Here is a 17,018-nt window from a genome sequence, read left to right on the forward strand (position 1 = left end):
TTCCCATACCGAACACGGAAGTTAAGCTCTCTAGCGCCGATGGTAGTTGGGACCTTGTCCCTGTGAGAGTAGGACGTCGCCAAGCAACTAAACACGAGTCAAATGACTCGTGTTTTTTCGTGTTTTCTTTTATAATCCATAGTAATTAAAAAAATGTGTTTAAATAATTATTTTTTTGATTAAATACAGGGGAATGTGGCTAGGATAGTGGATAAGCAAAAGAGTTGCAAATTTTATTAATACGTATATAATTAAAGTCAAAGATAGTCAAAGTCAATAAAGGTGGCGGATAAATGAGAAATATATCTGATATCATTGAGCAATATCTAAAGCAAGTTATTGACTTAAGTAATAATAATGTGATTGAAATCAAAAGAAATGAGATTGCGGATCGATTCGAGTGCGTACCATCTCAAATCAATTATGTAATCAATACCCGTTTTACGTTAGAAAGAGGATTTGTAGTAGAAAGTAAACGTGGTGGAGGAGGTTACATTCGCATTATAAAAGTCAAACTGCATGACGATATAGACATTATTGATCAAATGCTTCATATGATTGATCATAGCGTTGCGCAAGGGAATGCAGAGAGTATGATTATACGTTTAATAGAAGAGGGAATCATAACAAATCGTGAGGCTAAACTTATGTTAAGTGTACTAGATCGCTCTGTATTATCAATGGATGTTCCTTCTCGAGATGAACTTAGGGCTCGAATATTATGCGCAATGTTAAGAACACTGAAATATAAATAAATACAGCTTTTGTAAAAGAATAATAACTAAGAGATAAGGCAGTTCAGTATTGTAGAGGTTTTGAAAAAAGAACACGCACTTTTATTTAAACGAATAAAGGAAAGCGAACAATCTAGTAATGTATGAAAAGTACTATGAGATAGATCGTTCCTGTTGTAAAGGTGGGGATAGTGATGACTTGTCAAAACTGTAATATAAGACCAGCAACTTTACATTATACAAAAGTAATCAACGAAAAGAAGACGGAAGTTCATCTTTGTGAGCATTGTGCAGAACAAAGTGGCTACACGTCTTTCTTTCAATCATCGCAGTCTAACTTTTCATTCCATGATTTATTTGCTGGGTTATTACACGGTGAATCAACAATGTTTGAAGAAGGACAAAGCGGGCTTTCGAATACAAGCATATTAAGGTGTCCAGATTGTAAGATGACATACGAGCAATTTACAAAGGTGGGACGCTTTGGATGTGCTTCTTGTTACGATACATTTAAGGAACATTTAAAGCCGTTGTTAAAACGTCTTCACGGCGGGCATACAGATCATTGTGGAAAAATTCCGGAACGTATAGAAGGAAATATTCACTTAAAGAAAGAATTAGATGAACTAAAACTCATTCTGAAACAATACGTACAGAAAGAGGAGTTTGAGAAAGCTGCTGAAGTAAGGGATAAAATTCGAGGTCTTGAAAATCAGCTTAGTGAGCATAGAGAGGGGGAATAGTTCTATGTCACTGGACAAAATTATGAATGAAGCGATTAGTCCATGGATGAAGGGGGATGGCCCTGATTCTGATATTGTTTTAAGTAGTCGAATTCGTTTGGCTCGTAATTTTAAAAAATATCAATTCTCTACTATGCAAAACGAAGAAGAAGCTAAACAGATTCATGAATTATTTAAAAAGGAATTTATAAATAAAACGGTAGAACCTTTTGGAGAGTTTGAACTATTAAAAATGAATGAATTGACGCCTCTTCAAAGGAGAGTATTAGTTGAAAAGCATTTAATAAGCCCCAATCTTGCAGGCACAGAATATGGAGCATGTCTACTTTCAGAAAGCGAACATATTAGTGTTATGCTGAATGAAGAAGACCACATTAGGATTCAGTGCTTATTTTCAGGGTTGCAGCTATCAGAGGCCCTTCAAAGTGCCAATCAAATAGATAATTGGATAGAGGAAGAGGTTGAATATGCTTTTGATGAATCACTTGGATATATAACGAGCTGCCCTACTAACGTTGGTACAGGATTGAGGGCTTCCGTAATGATTCACTTACCGGGACTCGTTTTAACGAAAAGAATTAGCCGTATTATACAAGTAATTCAAAAATTAGGGTTAGTAGTAAGAGGAATATACGGTGAAGGTAGCGAAGCGTTAGGTAATATATTTCAAGTGTCAAACCAAATGACGCTAGGAAAATCTGAAGAAGATATTATTTCAGATTTAAAGAGTGTCATTCAACAAATCATACAGCAAGAAAAAATGGCTAGAGAATTAATTGTACAAAATTCAAGTATTGAGCTTGAAGATAAAGTTTATCGCTCTTATGGCATACTAGCAAACAGTCGGTTAATTCAATCTGCGGAAGCGGCCACTTGCTTATCAGATGTACGACTTGGTATTGATTTAGGATATATAAAAGGTGTATCGAGAAATATTTTGACTGAGCTAATGGTTCTTACACAACCGGGCATTTTACAACAATATGCAGGTGGACCTTTAGGACCAGAAGAAAGAGATTATCGAAGAGCAACCTTAATCCGTGAGCGATTACGTATTGAAAAAAACTAAGCGCAAGTAGGAGGCGATTTCTATGATGTTTGGAAGATTTACTGAAAGAGCACAGAAAGTATTAGCTTTATCTCAAGAGGAAGCAATTCGTATTGGGCATAATAATATTGGAACAGAACATATTTTACTTGGGCTTGTACGCGAAGGGGAAGGAATTGCAGCAAAAGCGTTAATTGCTCTTGGATTAAGTCCAGAGAAAGTTCAAAAAGAGGTAGAAGCGTTAATTGGACGCGGAACAGAAGCTTCTCAAACTGTACATTATACACCGCGTGCTAAAAAGGTTATTGAGTTGTCTATGGATGAAGCTCGTAAATTAGGTCATTCTTACGTTGGAACAGAACATATCTTACTTGGTTTAATCCGTGAAGGTGAAGGTGTAGCAGCACGTGTTTTAAATAACTTAGGTGTTAGCCTAAATAAGGCAAGACAACAAGTATTACAACTTCTTGGAAGTAATGAAGCAAGTTCAGGTCACCAAGGTGGTTCTTCAACAAATGCAAATACACCGACACTGGATAGCTTAGCGCGTGATTTAACAGTTGTTGCACGTGAAAATCGTCTAGATCCTGTTATCGGTCGTGGTAAAGAAATTCAACGTGTAATTGAAGTGTTAAGCCGTAGAACAAAAAACAATCCTGTATTAATTGGAGAGCCTGGTGTAGGTAAAACAGCAATTGCTGAAGGATTAGCACAACAAATCGTAAATAATGAAGTTCCTGAAACTTTAAGAGATAAGCGCGTTATGACACTAGATATGGGTACAGTAGTAGCTGGAACGAAGTATCGTGGTGAATTTGAAGATCGTTTAAAGAAAGTTATGGATGAAATTCGTCAAGCCGGCAACATTATTCTATTTATTGATGAACTTCATACATTAATTGGTGCAGGTGGAGCAGAAGGTGCCATTGATGCATCGAACATTTTAAAACCATCTTTAGCACGCGGAGAGTTACAATGTATTGGGGCAACAACTTTAGATGAATATCGTAAATATATTGAAAAAGACGCGGCTTTAGAGAGACGTTTCCAACCAATTCACGTTGATGAGCCAAGTTTAGAAGAATCAACTCAAATCTTGAAAGGTTTACGTGATCGTTACGAGGCACATCACCGTGTATCTATTACAGATGATGCAATTGATGCAGCTGTAAAGCTTTCAGACCGTTATATTACAGATCGTTTCTTACCAGATAAAGCAATTGACCTAATTGATGAAGCTGCTTCAAAGGTTCGCTTACGTTCTTATACAACACCACCAAATCTAAAAGAGCTTGAAGTGAAGCTTGAGGAAATTAGAAAAGAAAAAGATGCAGCTGTACAAAGTCAAGAATTTGAAAAAGCTGCTTCCTTACGTGATATGGAACAACGCTTACGTGAGAAGTTAGAAGATACGAAGCGTCAATGGAAAGAGCAACAAGGAAAAGAAAACTCAGAAGTGACAGTAGAAGATATTGCAAATGTCGTTTCTACGTGGACTCGTATACCGGTCTCTAAACTTGCACAAACAGAGACTGATAAATTATTAAACTTAGAATCCATTCTTCACGATCGTGTTATTGGTCAAGATGAAGCGGTAGTAGCTGTAGCGAAAGCTGTTCGTCGTGCTAGAGCGGGATTGAAAGATCCAAAACGTCCGATTGGTTCATTTATTTTCTTAGGACCAACAGGTGTAGGTAAAACGGAGCTAGCAAGAGCGCTAGCAGAATCTATGTTCGGTGATGAAGATGCAATGATTCGCATCGATATGTCTGAGTACATGGAGAAGCATTCTACTTCTCGTTTAGTTGGATCTCCTCCAGGATATGTTGGATATGAAGAAGGTGGACAATTAACAGAAAAGGTTCGCCGTAAGCCATATTCAGTTGTCCTATTAGATGAAGTAGAGAAAGCTCACCCTGATGTGTTTAACATTTTACTACAAGTATTAGAAGATGGTCGCTTAACGGATTCTAAAGGGCGTACAGTTGATTTCCGTAATACAATTGTTATTATGACATCTAACGTTGGTGCAGACGCTTTAAAACGTAATAAACATCTTGGATTTAACGTACAAGATGAGAGCCGCGATTATTCAGATATGAAAGGTAAAGTAATGGATGAACTGAAAAAGGCATTTCGTCCAGAATTCTTAAACCGTATTGATGAAATTATCGTGTTCCATATGCTTGAGAAAAAACATATTCAAGAGATTGTAACACTTATGGTAAATCAGTTAGTGAATCGCTTAAAAGAGCAAGAAATTGAATTGCATTTAACAGAAGGAGCAATTTCAGCCATTGCTGATAAAGGATTTGACCGAGAATACGGTGCTCGCCCGCTTCGTAGAGCAATTCAGAAACATGTAGAAGATAGACTATCGGAAGAACTTTTAAAAGGTGCTATTGAGAAAGGACAAAAAGTTATCTTCGATGTTGAAGGGGAAACATTTGTCATTCATAGTGCTGAAAAGGTAAAATAAGTATAGACAAACTAAGAGGGCTACGAGATAGCCCTCTTTCTTGTACGAGAAGGATAAACTGTTTATAGATGAAAGTGAAGTGAAATATAAAACGATATGGCTAAAAAGAAAACAAAATTCACATGTCAAGAGTGTGGTTATCAGTCACCAAAATATATGGGGAAATGCCCTGGTTGTGGTCAATGGAATACGCTTGTTGAAGAGATGGAACCCGTTGTATCATCAAGACGCCTTAATTATGCCAATGCAATTCAATCGGAAGTAACAAAACCAAGACGCCTAACAGAAGTAGAAACAAAATCTGAGGCGCGTATTGAAACGAAATTCCAAGAGTTTAACCGTGTGCTTGGTGGTGGGATTGTAGATGGATCCTTAGTACTTATTGGTGGAGACCCTGGTATTGGAAAATCAACATTGCTATTACAGATTTCATCGCAATTAGCAGATTCTTCATATGATGTACTATATATATCCGGTGAAGAATCGGCAAAACAGATTAAACTTCGTGCAGATCGTTTACATGTAAATGGTAGTAATCTATTTGTTGTATCAGAGACGGACTTGCAACGAATTGCAGCACACATTGAAGAGATGAATCCGGCTTTTGTTGTTATTGATTCCATTCAAACAATACATTTACCTGAGGTAACATCAGCGCCGGGAAGTGTGGCGCAAGTACGTGAATGTACAGCAGAATTAATGAAACTTGCAAAAACGAAAGGAATCCCTATTTTTATCGTCGGACATGTAACTAAAGAGGGAGCAATTGCAGGACCTCGTATGCTAGAACATATGGTCGATGCAGTGCTTTACTTTGAAGGAGATCGTCATCATACATATCGTATTTTACGAGCTGTGAAGAATCGCTTTGGTTCCACGAATGAAATGGGTATTTTTGAAATGAAAGAGCTTGGTCTTGCGGAAGTTTTAAATCCTTCTGAAATTTTTCTTGAGGAAAGACCCGTTGGAGTCGCAGGATCAACAGTAGTTGCCTCAATGGAAGGAACAAGACCTGTTTTAGTAGAAATACAAGCATTAATCTCCCCTACTAGTTTTGGAAACCCTCGAAGAATGGCGACGGGAATTGATCATAACCGTGTATCGCTTATTATGGCAGTGTTAGAAAAAAGAACAGGTTTATTATTGCAAAACCAAGACGCATATTTAAAAGTAGCAGGTGGTTTGAAATTAGATGAACCAGCAATTGATTTAGCTGTGGCTTTAAGTATCGCTTCAAGTTTTAGAGATAAATCTACGGCACCAACTGATGCAGTAATAGGAGAAGTAGGGTTAACTGGAGAAATAAGAAGAGTATCGAGAATTGAACAACGTGTACAAGAAGCAGCTAAATTAGGATTTCAACGTGCTATTATTCCTAGAAAAAATTTGGGAGGATGGACAATTCCGGATGGGATTGAGGTAGTAGGTGTATCTAATTTAGGGGAAGCGCTTCGTTTGACATTAGGAGGCTAGGCTATGGAAGAAAACAAGCAACGTGTCAAAAGTATGATTAATATTTTACAACTCGTGGCCCCAGGAACACCACTGCGCGAAGGGATAGATAATGTGCTTCGCGCACAAACAGGGGGACTAATTGTTCTTGGATATAATGAACAAATTAAAAGTATTGTAGATGGAGGCTTTCATATTAATTGCGCATTCTCTCCTGCTAGTTTATATGAATTAGCAAAAATGGATGGGGCACTTATTTTAAATGAAACTGGAAGTAAAATTTTAATTGCAAATGCACAGTTAGTTCCAGAGGCATCTATTGATTCTATTGAAACAGGTATGCGCCACCGAACGGCAGAGCGTGTAGCAAAGCAGACAGGTAGTCTCGTTGTGGCTATTTCACAAAGACGTAACGTAATTACACTATATCAAGGGAATTTACGTTATACACTAAAGGATATAGGTGTTATTTTAACAAAGGCAAACCAAGCTATTCAAACGTTAGAAAAATATAAGGCTGTATGGAATGATGGTATTACGAATTTGGGCATTCTAGAATTTGAAGAAGTCGTTACAATGTCCGAGGTGGTTCATGTATTACATAGTGTTGAAATGGTACTGCGTATTAAAAATGAAATATTGAGTTATATTCATGAGCTAGGAACAGAAGGTAGGTTAATTCGTTTACAACTTACAGAACTACTAGCTGATTTAGAGGCAGAGGCAGCGTTATTGATTAAAGATTATTACCAAGAAAAAACACAAGACCATCATCAAATTTTGAAAAAGTTACAAGAGCTTGCGAACACACAACTTCTAGAGGATAGCGATTTAGTTAAATTGCTTGGCTACCCAGGACAAACGAGTTTAGAAGAAAGTGTGACGCCGAGAGGATACCGAATCACAAGCAAAATTTCGCGCGTTCCGCCACTTATCATTGAAAATTTAATTAATCGATTTAAGACTTTGCAAGGTGTTTGTCGAGCAACTATTAATGAATTGGACGATGTGGAAGGAATTGGAGAAGTCAGGGCGAAGAAAATACGTGAAGGCCTAAAAAGAATCCAAGAGCATCTCTATATGAGTAGACACAATTAAGAATATTACATTGATTCCATAATATAACGACACTAGAACATTTTTGGTATATGATATGGTATATTGGTAAATAAACCTATTTATAAAAAAACACGTCCGCTTTTGCATTCGGCGTTTTGATTAGCGAAACAATGGTTAATAATGAGTAGGAGGTGGTTGGATGTTAAAACGGATTGTACAGCTCTTCTTTCTAGTAATTGGGGGAGCGTTAGGGATTTACTTAATCCCAAAAGTTATTAATGTATTAGACATCGGTGCCGTTCCTTTATTGGAAGGATCGTATGTTCGTGCAATTATTGGTGCAATTATTTTATTTTTAACAACATTTTGGCTTGTAGATTATATTGTTCAACTTATTAAGCATATTGAAGAGGCTCTTGTAAAGGCGCCTGTAGCGGATGTTTTATTTGGTACATTAGGTTTAATCTCTGGGCTTATTGTTGCATATTTAATTTTAATACCAATTCGTGAATTTACAATTCCAGTTATTAGTACAGTTTTGCAAGTGTTCTTTACCCTTTTACTTGGATACCTAGGATTCCAAGTAGGGTTTAAAAAGAGGAATGAATTGCTAGGATTATTTACATTACCACAACGTGGGAAGAAGAAAAATAATAATAGTGAGAATGAAGAAACTGAAACTGAGGTAGAAGAATCTACAACTCATTGGAAAATTCTCGATACGAGTGTAATTATTGATGGACGTATTGCTGATATTTGCCAAACAAAGTTTTTAGAAGGAACAATTGTGATTCCGCAATTCGTGTTAGAAGAACTTCAGCACATTGCCGATTCTTCTGATGCTTTAAAACGTAATCGTGGTCGCAGAGGATTAGATATTTTAAATCGTATTCAAAAAGAGATGCCGATTCCGGTAGAAATTTATGAAGGCGATTTCGATGATATTCAAGAAGTGGATAGCAAGCTTGTAAAGTTGGCGAAAATCACTGGTGGAACGGTAGTAACGAATGATTTCAACTTAAATAAAGTTTCTGAATTACAAGGGGTAACGGTGTTAAACATTAACGATTTAGCTAATGCAATTAAACCTGTTGTACTCCCAGGGGAAGAACTAAGTGTTTATGTTGTAAAAGATGGAAAAGAACAAAATCAAGGTGTTGCATATTTAGATGACGGCACGATGATTGTAGTAGAAGATGGTAGAGAATATGTAGGTTCACAACTCGATGTACTTGTTACAAGTGTGTTGCAAACATCGGCTGGTCGTATGATTTTCGCCAAACGTAAATTATTAGAAAAAGCATTATAAGTAGAGGATTATTAATATGTATACATTAATTATTCCAGCAGCTGGCCAAGGGAAGCGGATGGGTGCTGGCAAAAATAAGTTGTTCTTACTTATTAATGAAGTGCCGATTATTGTGCATACGTTACGTGCTTTTGAAAAGGATAGAGCGTGCAAAAGTATTATTATGGCAATTAACGAAGAAGAGCGCTCGTATTTTGAAGAGCTAATGCAGAAATATCCGATTGAAAAGCCAGTACAATTTATTCAGGGTGGAGCTGAAAGACAAGATAGTGTGTATAATGCGATTCAGCATACTATTGATGTTGAGTATGTTCTCGTACATGACGGTGCGCGTCCATTCGTAACGAATAAAGTGATTCAAGATGTATTAACTGCAGCAGAAAAATATGGGGCGTCCATTTGTGCGGTGCCAGTGAAAGATACCGTTAAGAAGGTAGAGCAGGGTGTTGTTGTCGAAACGGTAGAAAGATCTCAGCTTAAAGCTGTACAAACACCGCAAGGGTTCTCTGTTTCTCTTTTGTTAGAAGCTCATAGAAGTGCGAAACAGAGTTGTTTCCTTGGTACAGATGATGCAAGTCTCGTGGAACGTATTGGGAAGCAAGTAGGTGTAGTAGAGGGAAGTTACTATAATATTAAAGTGACGACTCCAGAAGATTTACTAATTGCTGAAAGTTTTCTTCACGTTCAAAAGAAATGATAGCGATGATTATAGCGAAGAAGAGCTCGGCAACAGCCGGGCTTTTCTTTATAAGGATAGCGATATAATATAGAATCATAAAGCTCTGTAGCTTAGCTTGAGGAGGATGTAAAAAATGTTTCGAATTGGACAAGGTTTTGATGTGCATGAGTTTGCGGAAGGTAGACCGTTAATTATTGGTGGAATTACAATTCCTCATGAGAAAGGATTAATCGGCCACTCTGATGCAGACGTATTGTTACATACGATCGCAGACGCATGTTTAGGTGCAATTGCAGCAGGAGATATTGGAAAGCATTTCCCTGATACAGATCCTGCCTTTAAAGATGCTGATTCAGCTGTATTGCTGCAAAAGGTTTGGGAATTTGTACGTGAACAAGGTTACGAGTTAGGGAATCTAGATTGTACAATCATTGCTCAAAAGCCAAAGATGGCACCACATATTGAAAGTATGCGTAAACGCATTAGTGAACTATTAGAAACGTCTATTGATAATATCAATGTAAAGGCAACAACAACAGAAAAATTAGGATTTACAGGTAGAGAAGAAGGAATTGCTTCTCAAGCAGTTGTTTTATTACAGAAAAAATAATGGTTTTTAATTCGTAAGATGGATAATCACATTTGTTTGGTGTACAATTATAGAATGTGTTGACATTAAGAATGGAAGGTGTACCAATTATGGAAAAGCAAGTGAGAGTGCGCTATGCGCCAAGTCCAACAGGACACTTACATATCGGAAATGCGCGTACGGCATTATTTAATTATTTATTTGCTCGTCATCAAGATGGTAAGTTTATTATTCGTATTGAAGATACTGATGTAAAACGTAATGTTGCTGGTGGAGAAGAGAGCCAGTTAAAATACTTGAAATGGCTCGGTATGGACTGGGATGAAGGTGTTGATGTTGGTGGTGAATTTGGACCATATCGTCAAACAGAGCGTTTAGATATTTATAAAAAATTATATGAAGATTTACTAGAGCGTGGTTTAGCTTACAAATGTTATATGACAGAAGAAGAGCTAGAAGCAGAACGTGAAGGGCAAATCTCTCGTGGTGAAACACCTCGTTACGCAGGTAACCACCGTGATTTAACTGAAGCACAAGTGAAAGAATTTGAAGCTGAGGGACGTATTCCGAGTATTCGTTTCCGTGTACCAGCTGACCGTGATTACACATTTAAAGATATCGTAAAAGATGAAGTAGCATTCCATTCAAATGATTTTGGTGATTTCGTTATCGTGAAAAAAGATGGAATTCCAACTTATAACTTTGCGGTAGCAGTAGATGATCACTTAATGGAAATTACACACGTACTTCGTGGTGATGATCATATTTCAAATACGCCAAAACAAATGATGATTTATGAAGCTTTCGGTTGGGATATCCCGCAATTTGGTCATATGACTTTAATTGTAAATGAAAGCCGTAAAAAATTAAGTAAGCGTGATGAGTCTATTATTCAATTTATTGAGCAATATAAAGAGCTTGGATATCTTCCAGAAGCAATCTTTAACTTTATTGCACTACTAGGTTGGTCACCGGTAGGAGAAGAAGAAATCTTCTCTCAAGAAGAGTTTATCAAAATGTTCGATGCGGCTCGTTTATCAAAATCACCTGCATTATTTGATTCTCAAAAATTAAAATGGATGAACAACCAATATATGAAAAAGCAAGATTTAGATACGGTGGTAGAATTAAGCTTACCGCATCTAGTGAAAGCTGGACGTATAGGTGAAAATTTAAGTGAACAAGAGCAAGCTTGGATTCGTGATGTAATTGCGTTATATCATGAACAAATGAGTTTTGGAGCTGAAATTGTAGAGCTTTCTGAAATGTTCTTCAAAGATCATGTTGATCATGAAGAAGAAGGACAAGAAGTATTAAAAGGTGAACAAGTACCAGAAGTACTTCGTGCGTTTGCTGGTCAAGTAGAAGCGCTAGAAGCGATGGAACCGGCAGCAATTAAGGCGGCTATTAAAGCAGTCCAAAAGGAAACAGGTCATAAAGGTAAAAACTTATTTATGCCAATCCGCGTTGCAACTACTGGTCAAACACATGGCCCAGAGCTTCCTAATGCTATTGCACTTCTTGGAAAAGAAAAAGTTTTAAATCGTCTTCAAAAAGTAATTGGTTAACATTTTCTAGGTTTAGAAATATAATAAGTATACTTAAAACCTAATAAGGAAAAGCGACGAGAAGGAGAAGTAGAAAATCAGGCTTTTTACAGAGAGAACCACCTTTAGGCTGGAAGTGGTTTATAAGCGGGTTTTTGAAATGCCCCTTCGAGTCTTCTGCTGAACAGCAAAATGTTTTGTGAAACGTCTTAGGGCGTTGAAGTAAGCAGAAGCGGTGTACACCGTTATCAGAGATGAGTTTGAGGCTTTTTTAGCCTAAACAGAGTGGAACCGCGCTTATAAGGCGTCTCTGTCAATATGACAGAGGCGTCTTTTTTTATACCGTAAAACTGGGTATGAGTATAAGTTTTATCCTTGTGTATAAAGATTTAGGGAGATAAGTAGGGAGTTAGTTCACTCGAAAAAGCAGCCCATAAAGGGGAGGGAACGTCGATGTTTAAGAGGCTTCGGGAAGATATTGAAGTCGTTTTTGAACAGGATCCAGCGGCAAGAAGTTATTTCGAAGTCATTTTGACTTACTCTGGATTACATGCAGTTTGGGCCCATCGAATTGCACATGCTTTTTATAAAAAGAATTTCTTCTTTATTGCACGTTGGATCTCACAAGTTAGTCGTTTCTTTACTGGCATCGAGATTCATCCAGGAGCAACAATTGGTCGTCGTTTTTTCATAGATCATGGAATGGGGGTTGTAATTGGGGAAACGTGCGAAATTGGTGATAATGTAACGATCTATCAAGGGGTTACATTAGGTGGTACGGGTAAAGAAAAGGGAAAGAGGCACCCTACAATTCAGGATAATGTATTAATTGCTACAGGGGCTAAAGTACTAGGTTCTATTACAGTTGGAGAGAATTCTAAAATTGGAGCAGGATCTGTCGTATTAAAAGAAGTCCCTGCACATTCTACAGTTGTAGGTATACCAGGCCGAGTCGTTATTCAAAATGGAGTAAAGATTGGTCAAGAATTAAATCATTCTGACCTTCCAGACCCGATTTTTGATAAGTTAAAGGTCATGGAAGTAGAACTTGATAAATTGAAAAAACAACTTGAAGTAAAGGTAGAAAGGAAGGATGAAAATGACTATTCACATTTATAATACGTTAACGCGTCAAAAGGAAGAGTTTACTCCGTTAGAAGAAAATAAGGTAAAGATGTATGTGTGTGGACCTACAGTTTATAACTATATTCACATTGGGAACGCAAGACCACCTATGGTATTTGATACGGTACGCCGTTATTTAGAATATAAAGGGTATGATGTGCAGTATGTATCCAACTTTACTGACGTAGATGATAAATTAATTAAAGCAGCAAATGAATTAGGTGAAGATGTGCCGACAATTGCTGACCGTTTCGTTGAAGCGTACTTTGAGGATGTAACGGCACTAGGTTGCAAACATGCAACGGTTCATCCGCGTGTAACGGAAAATATGGATATCATTATTGAATTTATTCAAGAACTTGTGAATAAAGGATATGCATATGAATCAGAAGGTGATGTGTACTTTAGAACGAAGGAATTCGAAGGGTACGGTAAATTATCGCATCAACCAATCGCTGACTTACGTCACGGTGCGCGTATTGAAGTAGGAGAAAAGAAACAAGACCCTCTTGATTTTGCTTTATGGAAAGCTGCGAAAGAAGGAGAAATCTTCTGGGAAAGCCCTTGGGGGAAAGGTCGTCCAGGCTGGCATATTGAATGCTCGGCAATGGCGCGTAAATACTTAGGAGATACGATCGATATTCATGCTGGTGGTCAAGACTTGGCATTTCCTCATCATGAGAATGAAATTGCGCAGTCTGAGGCGTTAACAGGAAAAACATTTGCACGTTATTGGATGCACAATGGATATATTAATATTAATAATGAGAAGATGTCTAAGTCATTGGGGAACTTTATTTTAGTTCACGATATCATTAAGCAATATGATCCACAGTTAATTAGATTCTTTATGCTATCGGTACATTACCGTCATCCAATTAATTTCAGTGAAGAGTTATTACAAAGCACAAATAACGGACTGGAAAGAATTAAGACGGCTTACGGTAACTTAAAACACCGTATGGAAAGTAGTACCGATTTAACAGACCATAATGAGAAATGGTTAGCGGAACTGGAAAAATTCCAGACTGCATTTGAAGAAGCGATGAATGATGACTTCAACACTGCTAATGCAATTACTGAGTTATATAATGTGGCAAATCATGCGAATCAATATTTACTGGAAGAACATACGTCTACAGTGGTAATTGAAGCATACGTAAAACAACTTGAAACATTATTTGATATTTTAGGGTTAGAATTAGCGCAAGAAGAGTTGCTTGATGAAGAAATTGAGGCACTTATTCAAAAACGCATTGAAGCTCGTAAAAATCGTGATTTTGCATTATCAGATCAAATTCGCGATGACTTAAAAGACCGTAATATTATTTTAGAAGATACCGCTCAAGGTACAAGATGGAAAAGAGGATAAGAATGATTGATGCAAAGCAATTAAACAGCTTAGCGTTAGCATACATGGGTGATGCGGTATATGAACAATATATCCGCTATCACCTACTTCAAAAAGGGAAAGTTCGTCCTAATCAATTACATCGATTAGGGACAAGCTTTGTTTCGGCAAAAGCACAGGCGAAAGTTGTTTATCATTTATTAGAGACAGCATTTTTAACTGAGGAAGAAGAAGCAGTACTAAGAAGAGGGCGTAATGCAAATTCAGGTACTGTTCCGAAAAATACGGATGTACAAACATATCGACATAGCACAGCTTTTGAAGCGCTAATTGGCTATCATCACTTATTAAATAATCGTGAGAGATTAGACGAAATTGTATATAAGGCAATTGCTGTTTTAGAAGAAAAGGAAGGGGGCACATCATCATGAGTAGTGAATATATTATCGGACGTAACCCTGTAATTGAAGCGTTACGATCAGGAAGAGATATTAATAAAATTTGGATCGCGGAAGGTGCTGCCAAAGGACAAGTACAAATTGTACTAGCACTAGCGAAAGAAAATAAGATTATTTTACAACATGCACCAAAGAAGAAGTTAGATCAATTAGTTGAGGGTAACCATCAAGGTGTAATTGCTCAAGTAGCTGCATATCAATATGCTGAGCTAGAAGATTTATTTAAAGTAGCAGAGAAGCGTAACGAAGATCCGTTCTTCTTAATTTTAGATGAAATTGAAGACCCGCATAATCTAGGTTCTATTATGCGTACCGCGGATGCAACAGGAGCTCATGGAATTATTATTCCGAAAAGAAGAGCTGTGGGACTTACAGCGTCAGTTGCAAAAGCATCTACTGGAGCAATTGAATATATTCCTGTTGCGCGCGTAACGAATTTATCTCGTACAATCGATGAATTAAAAGAACGTGGACTTTGGATTGCTGGTACAGATGCGAAAGGGAAAACGGATTACCGTAATTTAGATGGTAAAATGCCAATTGGACTAGTAATTGGAAGTGAAGGAAAAGGTATGAGTCGTATTATTGGTGAAAAATGTGATTTCCTAATTACTTTACCGATGGTTGGTAAAGTTACATCCTTAAATGCTTCAGTAGCCGCAAGTTTGTTAATGTATGAGGTATATCGTAAACGTAACGAAATTGGTAAATAAAAAATGAACGATATTTTAATCGTTGACGGTTACAACATTATTGGGGCTTGGGGAGACTTGAAGAAACTACGGGATGTAGATTTACAATCATCAAGAGATGCACTGATTGATAAGATGGCGGATTACCAAGGTTACACAGGTACAAAGGTAATGATAGTCTTTGATGCTTATACAGTCCACGGTATTGAAAAAAAGATGAAACAATCGCGTGTGGAAGTCATATTCACGAGGAAGAATCAAACTGCAGATGAAAAGATAGAGCAGCTTGCGATTGAGCTTAGAAATATAAATACGCAAATATACGTCGCGACTTCTGATTATACGGAACAATGGGTTATATTTGCGCAAGGTGCTCTTCGGAAATCTGCGCGTGAATTAGAGTTGGAAGTACAAGCGATGGAGCAACAAGTAAGAAGGCGTACACAAGATACAAAAGAAAAGCAACCCGCCATGCGAAAGATATTTAGTAAAGATATTACAGAAAAATTAGAAAAATTAAGAAGAGGAGAGCGTTGAAGCATTGACGCTCTTTATCTTTTTACTGTATAATATTGCTAAATAAATAGCGGTCGGAGGGATCAAGGTGGAAGCAGGCTTCGTAAGTGTAGGCGACGTTACATTTCGTGATTTAGAGGATGAGGCAATCGTTGAGTTAGTTCGAAAAGGTAATACTGACGCTCTAGAATATTTGATTCACAAATATAAGAACTTTGTTCGCGCGAAATCAAGATCTTATTTCTTAGTGGGTGCCGATCGAGAAGATATTGTTCAAGAAGGTATGATTGGGTTGTTTAAAGCGATTCGTGATTATAAAGAGGACAAGCTGTCTTCATTCAAAGCATTTGCTGAACTATGTATCACTCGACAAATTATTACCGCTATTAAAACAGCAACAAGGCAAAAACATATTCCGTTAAATTCGTATGTGTCCTTAGATAAACCGATTTATGATGAGGAATCTGATCGGACGTTATTAGATGTTATTTCGGAAGCGAAGGTAACGGATCCTGAAGAAATGATTATAAGTCAGGAAGAATATACAGACATAGAATCTAAAATATCTGAATTATTAAGCGATTTAGAAAGGAAAGTGCTTTCTTTATATCTAGATGGCCGTTCTTATCAAGAGATTTCGGAGCAGTTAAATAGACATGTGAAATCTATTGATAACGCTTTGCAGAGAGTGAAGCGGAAATTGGAACGATATATGGAAATGAGAGAGAGTACCACTTTAAATTCATAACAAATACTACAGGTGTAAAAAATCACCTGTTTTCTTTTTGTAGAGAGTACAAAAGGCATGTCATTGACATTGTCTTTTGTTGTATGATACATTTTTAGGGACATAATGTTACAAGGTTGGTGTAACTAATGAGGAAAAAAGTTGTACTCTCATGTGAAGAGTGTAAAAATCGAAACTACTCTACGATGAAAGATACGAGCTCAGTAGAGCGACTTGAAATAAAGAAGTTTTGTAAAACATGCAATCAGCATACAGTTCACAAGGAAACAAAATAAATAATTGAAATAATACACTGGAGGTCCCGTAGATGCGTTTAACGAACTTTTTCGGCGATGTAGGTCGCGAAATGAAAAAAGTAAGTTGGCCTAAAAAAGATGAATTACTCCGTTCAACAGCGACTGTTATCGCTACAGTTGTCTTCTTTGCGATTTTCTTCGCAGTGGTTGATATGGGCATTTCTTCTTTAATTCGGTTAATTCTTGGTTAATT

At 37.2% G+C, this 17,018-nt stretch carries 18 protein-coding genes, 1 rRNA gene and 1 other annotated feature; all 19 genes read left to right on the plus strand.

Annotated elements, in window-relative coordinates; all coding sequences use genetic code 11:
* Window positions 1-85, plus strand: a 5S ribosomal RNA gene (gene rrf, locus FS742_RS28375); the annotation flags it as partial.
* A 208-nt stretch (window positions 86-293) separates the two neighbouring features.
* On the plus strand, window positions 294-755 hold the full coding sequence (gene ctsR / locus FS742_RS25700) for a transcriptional regulator CtsR (protein ID WP_001244563.1): 462 nt from the start codon (window positions 294-296) through the stop codon (window positions 753-755).
* A 173-nt stretch (window positions 756-928) separates the two neighbouring features.
* Window positions 929-1,477 (plus strand): protein-arginine kinase activator protein McsA, encoded by a 549-nt coding sequence (locus tag FS742_RS25705; protein ID WP_144616193.1) that lies wholly within the window; start codon window positions 929-931, stop codon window positions 1,475-1,477.
* 4 nt (window positions 1,478-1,481) lie between these two features.
* On the plus strand, window positions 1,482-2,546 hold the full coding sequence (locus FS742_RS25710) for a protein-arginine kinase McsB (RefSeq protein ID WP_144616195.1): 1,065 nt from the start codon (window positions 1,482-1,484) through the stop codon (window positions 2,544-2,546).
* A 22-nt stretch (window positions 2,547-2,568) separates the two neighbouring features.
* A complete protein-coding gene (gene clpC, locus FS742_RS25715; protein WP_144616197.1) occupies window positions 2,569-5,004 on the plus strand; it encodes an ATP-dependent protease ATP-binding subunit ClpC in 2,436 nt (811 codons plus the stop codon).
* Between the two features lie 96 nt (window positions 5,005-5,100).
* Window positions 5,101-6,477: a DNA repair protein RadA gene (radA, locus tag FS742_RS25720; protein WP_061678381.1), complete on the plus strand. Its 1,377-nt coding sequence runs from the start codon at window positions 5,101-5,103 to the stop codon at window positions 6,475-6,477.
* Between the two features lie 3 nt (window positions 6,478-6,480).
* Window positions 6,481-7,554 (plus strand): DNA integrity scanning diadenylate cyclase DisA, encoded by a 1,074-nt coding sequence (disA, locus tag FS742_RS25725; protein ID WP_000392166.1) that lies wholly within the window; start codon window positions 6,481-6,483, stop codon window positions 7,552-7,554.
* A 160-nt stretch (window positions 7,555-7,714) separates the two neighbouring features.
* Window positions 7,715-8,824 (plus strand): PIN/TRAM domain-containing protein, encoded by a 1,110-nt coding sequence (locus tag FS742_RS25730; RefSeq protein ID WP_016089677.1) that lies wholly within the window; start codon window positions 7,715-7,717, stop codon window positions 8,822-8,824.
* A 16-nt stretch (window positions 8,825-8,840) separates the two neighbouring features.
* Window positions 8,841-9,521, plus strand: coding sequence for a 2-C-methyl-D-erythritol 4-phosphate cytidylyltransferase (ispD, locus tag FS742_RS25735; protein WP_144616199.1), 681 nt, complete (start codon window positions 8,841-8,843; stop codon window positions 9,519-9,521).
* Between the two features lie 115 nt (window positions 9,522-9,636).
* The gene (gene ispF / locus FS742_RS25740; protein WP_000488386.1) at window positions 9,637-10,113 is read left to right on the plus strand and encodes a 2-C-methyl-D-erythritol 2,4-cyclodiphosphate synthase; all 477 of its coding nucleotides are present in this window, start codon (window positions 9,637-9,639) and stop codon (window positions 10,111-10,113) included.
* Window positions 10,114-10,202: 89 nt separating this feature from the next.
* Window positions 10,203-11,660 carry a glutamate--tRNA ligase gene (gene gltX / locus FS742_RS25745; protein WP_144616201.1) on the plus strand — a complete coding sequence of 486 codons (1,458 nt, stop codon included), beginning with the start codon at window positions 10,203-10,205 and terminating at the stop codon, window positions 11,658-11,660.
* A gap of 47 nt (window positions 11,661-11,707) precedes the next feature.
* Window positions 11,708-11,954, plus strand: a binding site (T-box leader).
* A gap of 138 nt (window positions 11,955-12,092) precedes the next feature.
* Complete coding sequence (cysE, locus tag FS742_RS25750) at window positions 12,093-12,758, plus strand: serine O-acetyltransferase (protein WP_144616203.1); 666 nt, start codon at window positions 12,093-12,095, stop codon at window positions 12,756-12,758.
* Complete coding sequence (gene cysS / locus FS742_RS25755) at window positions 12,739-14,136, plus strand: cysteine--tRNA ligase (RefSeq protein WP_016089674.1); 1,398 nt, start codon at window positions 12,739-12,741, stop codon at window positions 14,134-14,136. The genes cysE and cysS overlap by 20 nt, the downstream gene beginning before the upstream one ends.
* A 2-nt stretch (window positions 14,137-14,138) precedes the next feature.
* Window positions 14,139-14,546, plus strand: a complete 408-nt coding sequence (locus FS742_RS25760) for a Mini-ribonuclease 3 (RefSeq protein ID WP_000564261.1) — start codon at window positions 14,139-14,141, stop codon at window positions 14,544-14,546.
* Window positions 14,543-15,286 (plus strand): 23S rRNA (guanosine(2251)-2'-O)-methyltransferase RlmB, encoded by a 744-nt coding sequence (gene rlmB / locus FS742_RS25765; RefSeq protein ID WP_000093759.1) that lies wholly within the window; start codon window positions 14,543-14,545, stop codon window positions 15,284-15,286. Before FS742_RS25760 ends, rlmB begins: the two co-directional genes overlap by 4 nt.
* Before the next feature lie 3 nt (window positions 15,287-15,289).
* A complete protein-coding gene (locus FS742_RS25770; protein ID WP_000997883.1) occupies window positions 15,290-15,802 on the plus strand; it encodes an NYN domain-containing protein in 513 nt (170 codons plus the stop codon).
* A 67-nt stretch (window positions 15,803-15,869) separates the two neighbouring features.
* Window positions 15,870-16,529, plus strand: coding sequence for an RNA polymerase factor sigma-70 (locus tag FS742_RS25775; RefSeq protein WP_000387198.1), 660 nt, complete (start codon window positions 15,870-15,872; stop codon window positions 16,527-16,529).
* A gap of 128 nt (window positions 16,530-16,657) precedes the next feature.
* Window positions 16,658-16,804, plus strand: a complete 147-nt coding sequence (gene rpmG / locus FS742_RS25780; RefSeq protein ID WP_002070160.1) for a 50S ribosomal protein L33 — start codon at window positions 16,658-16,660, stop codon at window positions 16,802-16,804.
* A gap of 32 nt (window positions 16,805-16,836) precedes the next feature.
* Entirely contained in the window at window positions 16,837-17,016 is a 180-nt protein-coding gene (secE, locus tag FS742_RS25785) for a preprotein translocase subunit SecE (protein ID WP_001241321.1), read from the plus strand.
* Window positions 17,017-17,018: the final 2 nt, after the last annotated feature.

The sequence above is a fragment of the Bacillus cereus genome, assembly GCF_007678085.1.
Lineage (GTDB): Bacteria > Bacillota > Bacilli > Bacillales > Bacillaceae_G > Bacillus_A > Bacillus_A cereus_BE.

Excerpts from the sequence above, each read along its gene's own strand:
- ctsR (WP_001244563.1), top strand. The coding sequence starts at position 294 with ATGAGAAATATATCTGATATCATTGAGCAATATCTAAAGCAAGTTATT.
- FS742_RS25705 (WP_144616193.1), top strand. The coding sequence starts at position 929 with ATGACTTGTCAAAACTGTAATATAAGACCAGCAACTTTACATTATACA.
- FS742_RS25710 (WP_144616195.1), top strand. The coding sequence starts at position 1,482 with ATGTCACTGGACAAAATTATGAATGAAGCGATTAGTCCATGGATGAAG.
- clpC (WP_144616197.1), top strand. The coding sequence starts at position 2,569 with ATGATGTTTGGAAGATTTACTGAAAGAGCACAGAAAGTATTAGCTTTA.
- radA (WP_061678381.1), top strand. The coding sequence starts at position 5,101 with ATGGCTAAAAAGAAAACAAAATTCACATGTCAAGAGTGTGGTTATCAG.
- disA (WP_000392166.1), top strand. The coding sequence starts at position 6,481 with ATGGAAGAAAACAAGCAACGTGTCAAAAGTATGATTAATATTTTACAA.
- FS742_RS25730 (WP_016089677.1), top strand. The coding sequence starts at position 7,715 with ATGTTAAAACGGATTGTACAGCTCTTCTTTCTAGTAATTGGGGGAGCG.
- ispD (WP_144616199.1), top strand. The coding sequence starts at position 8,841 with ATGTATACATTAATTATTCCAGCAGCTGGCCAAGGGAAGCGGATGGGT.
- ispF (WP_000488386.1), top strand. The coding sequence starts at position 9,637 with ATGTTTCGAATTGGACAAGGTTTTGATGTGCATGAGTTTGCGGAAGGT.
- gltX (WP_144616201.1), top strand. The coding sequence starts at position 10,203 with ATGGAAAAGCAAGTGAGAGTGCGCTATGCGCCAAGTCCAACAGGACAC.
- cysE (WP_144616203.1), top strand. The coding sequence starts at position 12,093 with ATGTTTAAGAGGCTTCGGGAAGATATTGAAGTCGTTTTTGAACAGGAT.
- cysS (WP_016089674.1), top strand. The coding sequence starts at position 12,739 with ATGACTATTCACATTTATAATACGTTAACGCGTCAAAAGGAAGAGTTT.
- FS742_RS25760 (WP_000564261.1), top strand. The coding sequence starts at position 14,139 with ATGATTGATGCAAAGCAATTAAACAGCTTAGCGTTAGCATACATGGGT.
- rlmB (WP_000093759.1), top strand. The coding sequence starts at position 14,543 with ATGAGTAGTGAATATATTATCGGACGTAACCCTGTAATTGAAGCGTTA.
- FS742_RS25770 (WP_000997883.1), top strand. The coding sequence starts at position 15,290 with ATGAACGATATTTTAATCGTTGACGGTTACAACATTATTGGGGCTTGG.
- rpmG (WP_002070160.1), top strand. The coding sequence starts at position 16,658 with ATGAGGAAAAAAGTTGTACTCTCATGTGAAGAGTGTAAAAATCGAAAC.
- secE (WP_001241321.1), top strand. The coding sequence starts at position 16,837 with ATGCGTTTAACGAACTTTTTCGGCGATGTAGGTCGCGAAATGAAAAAA.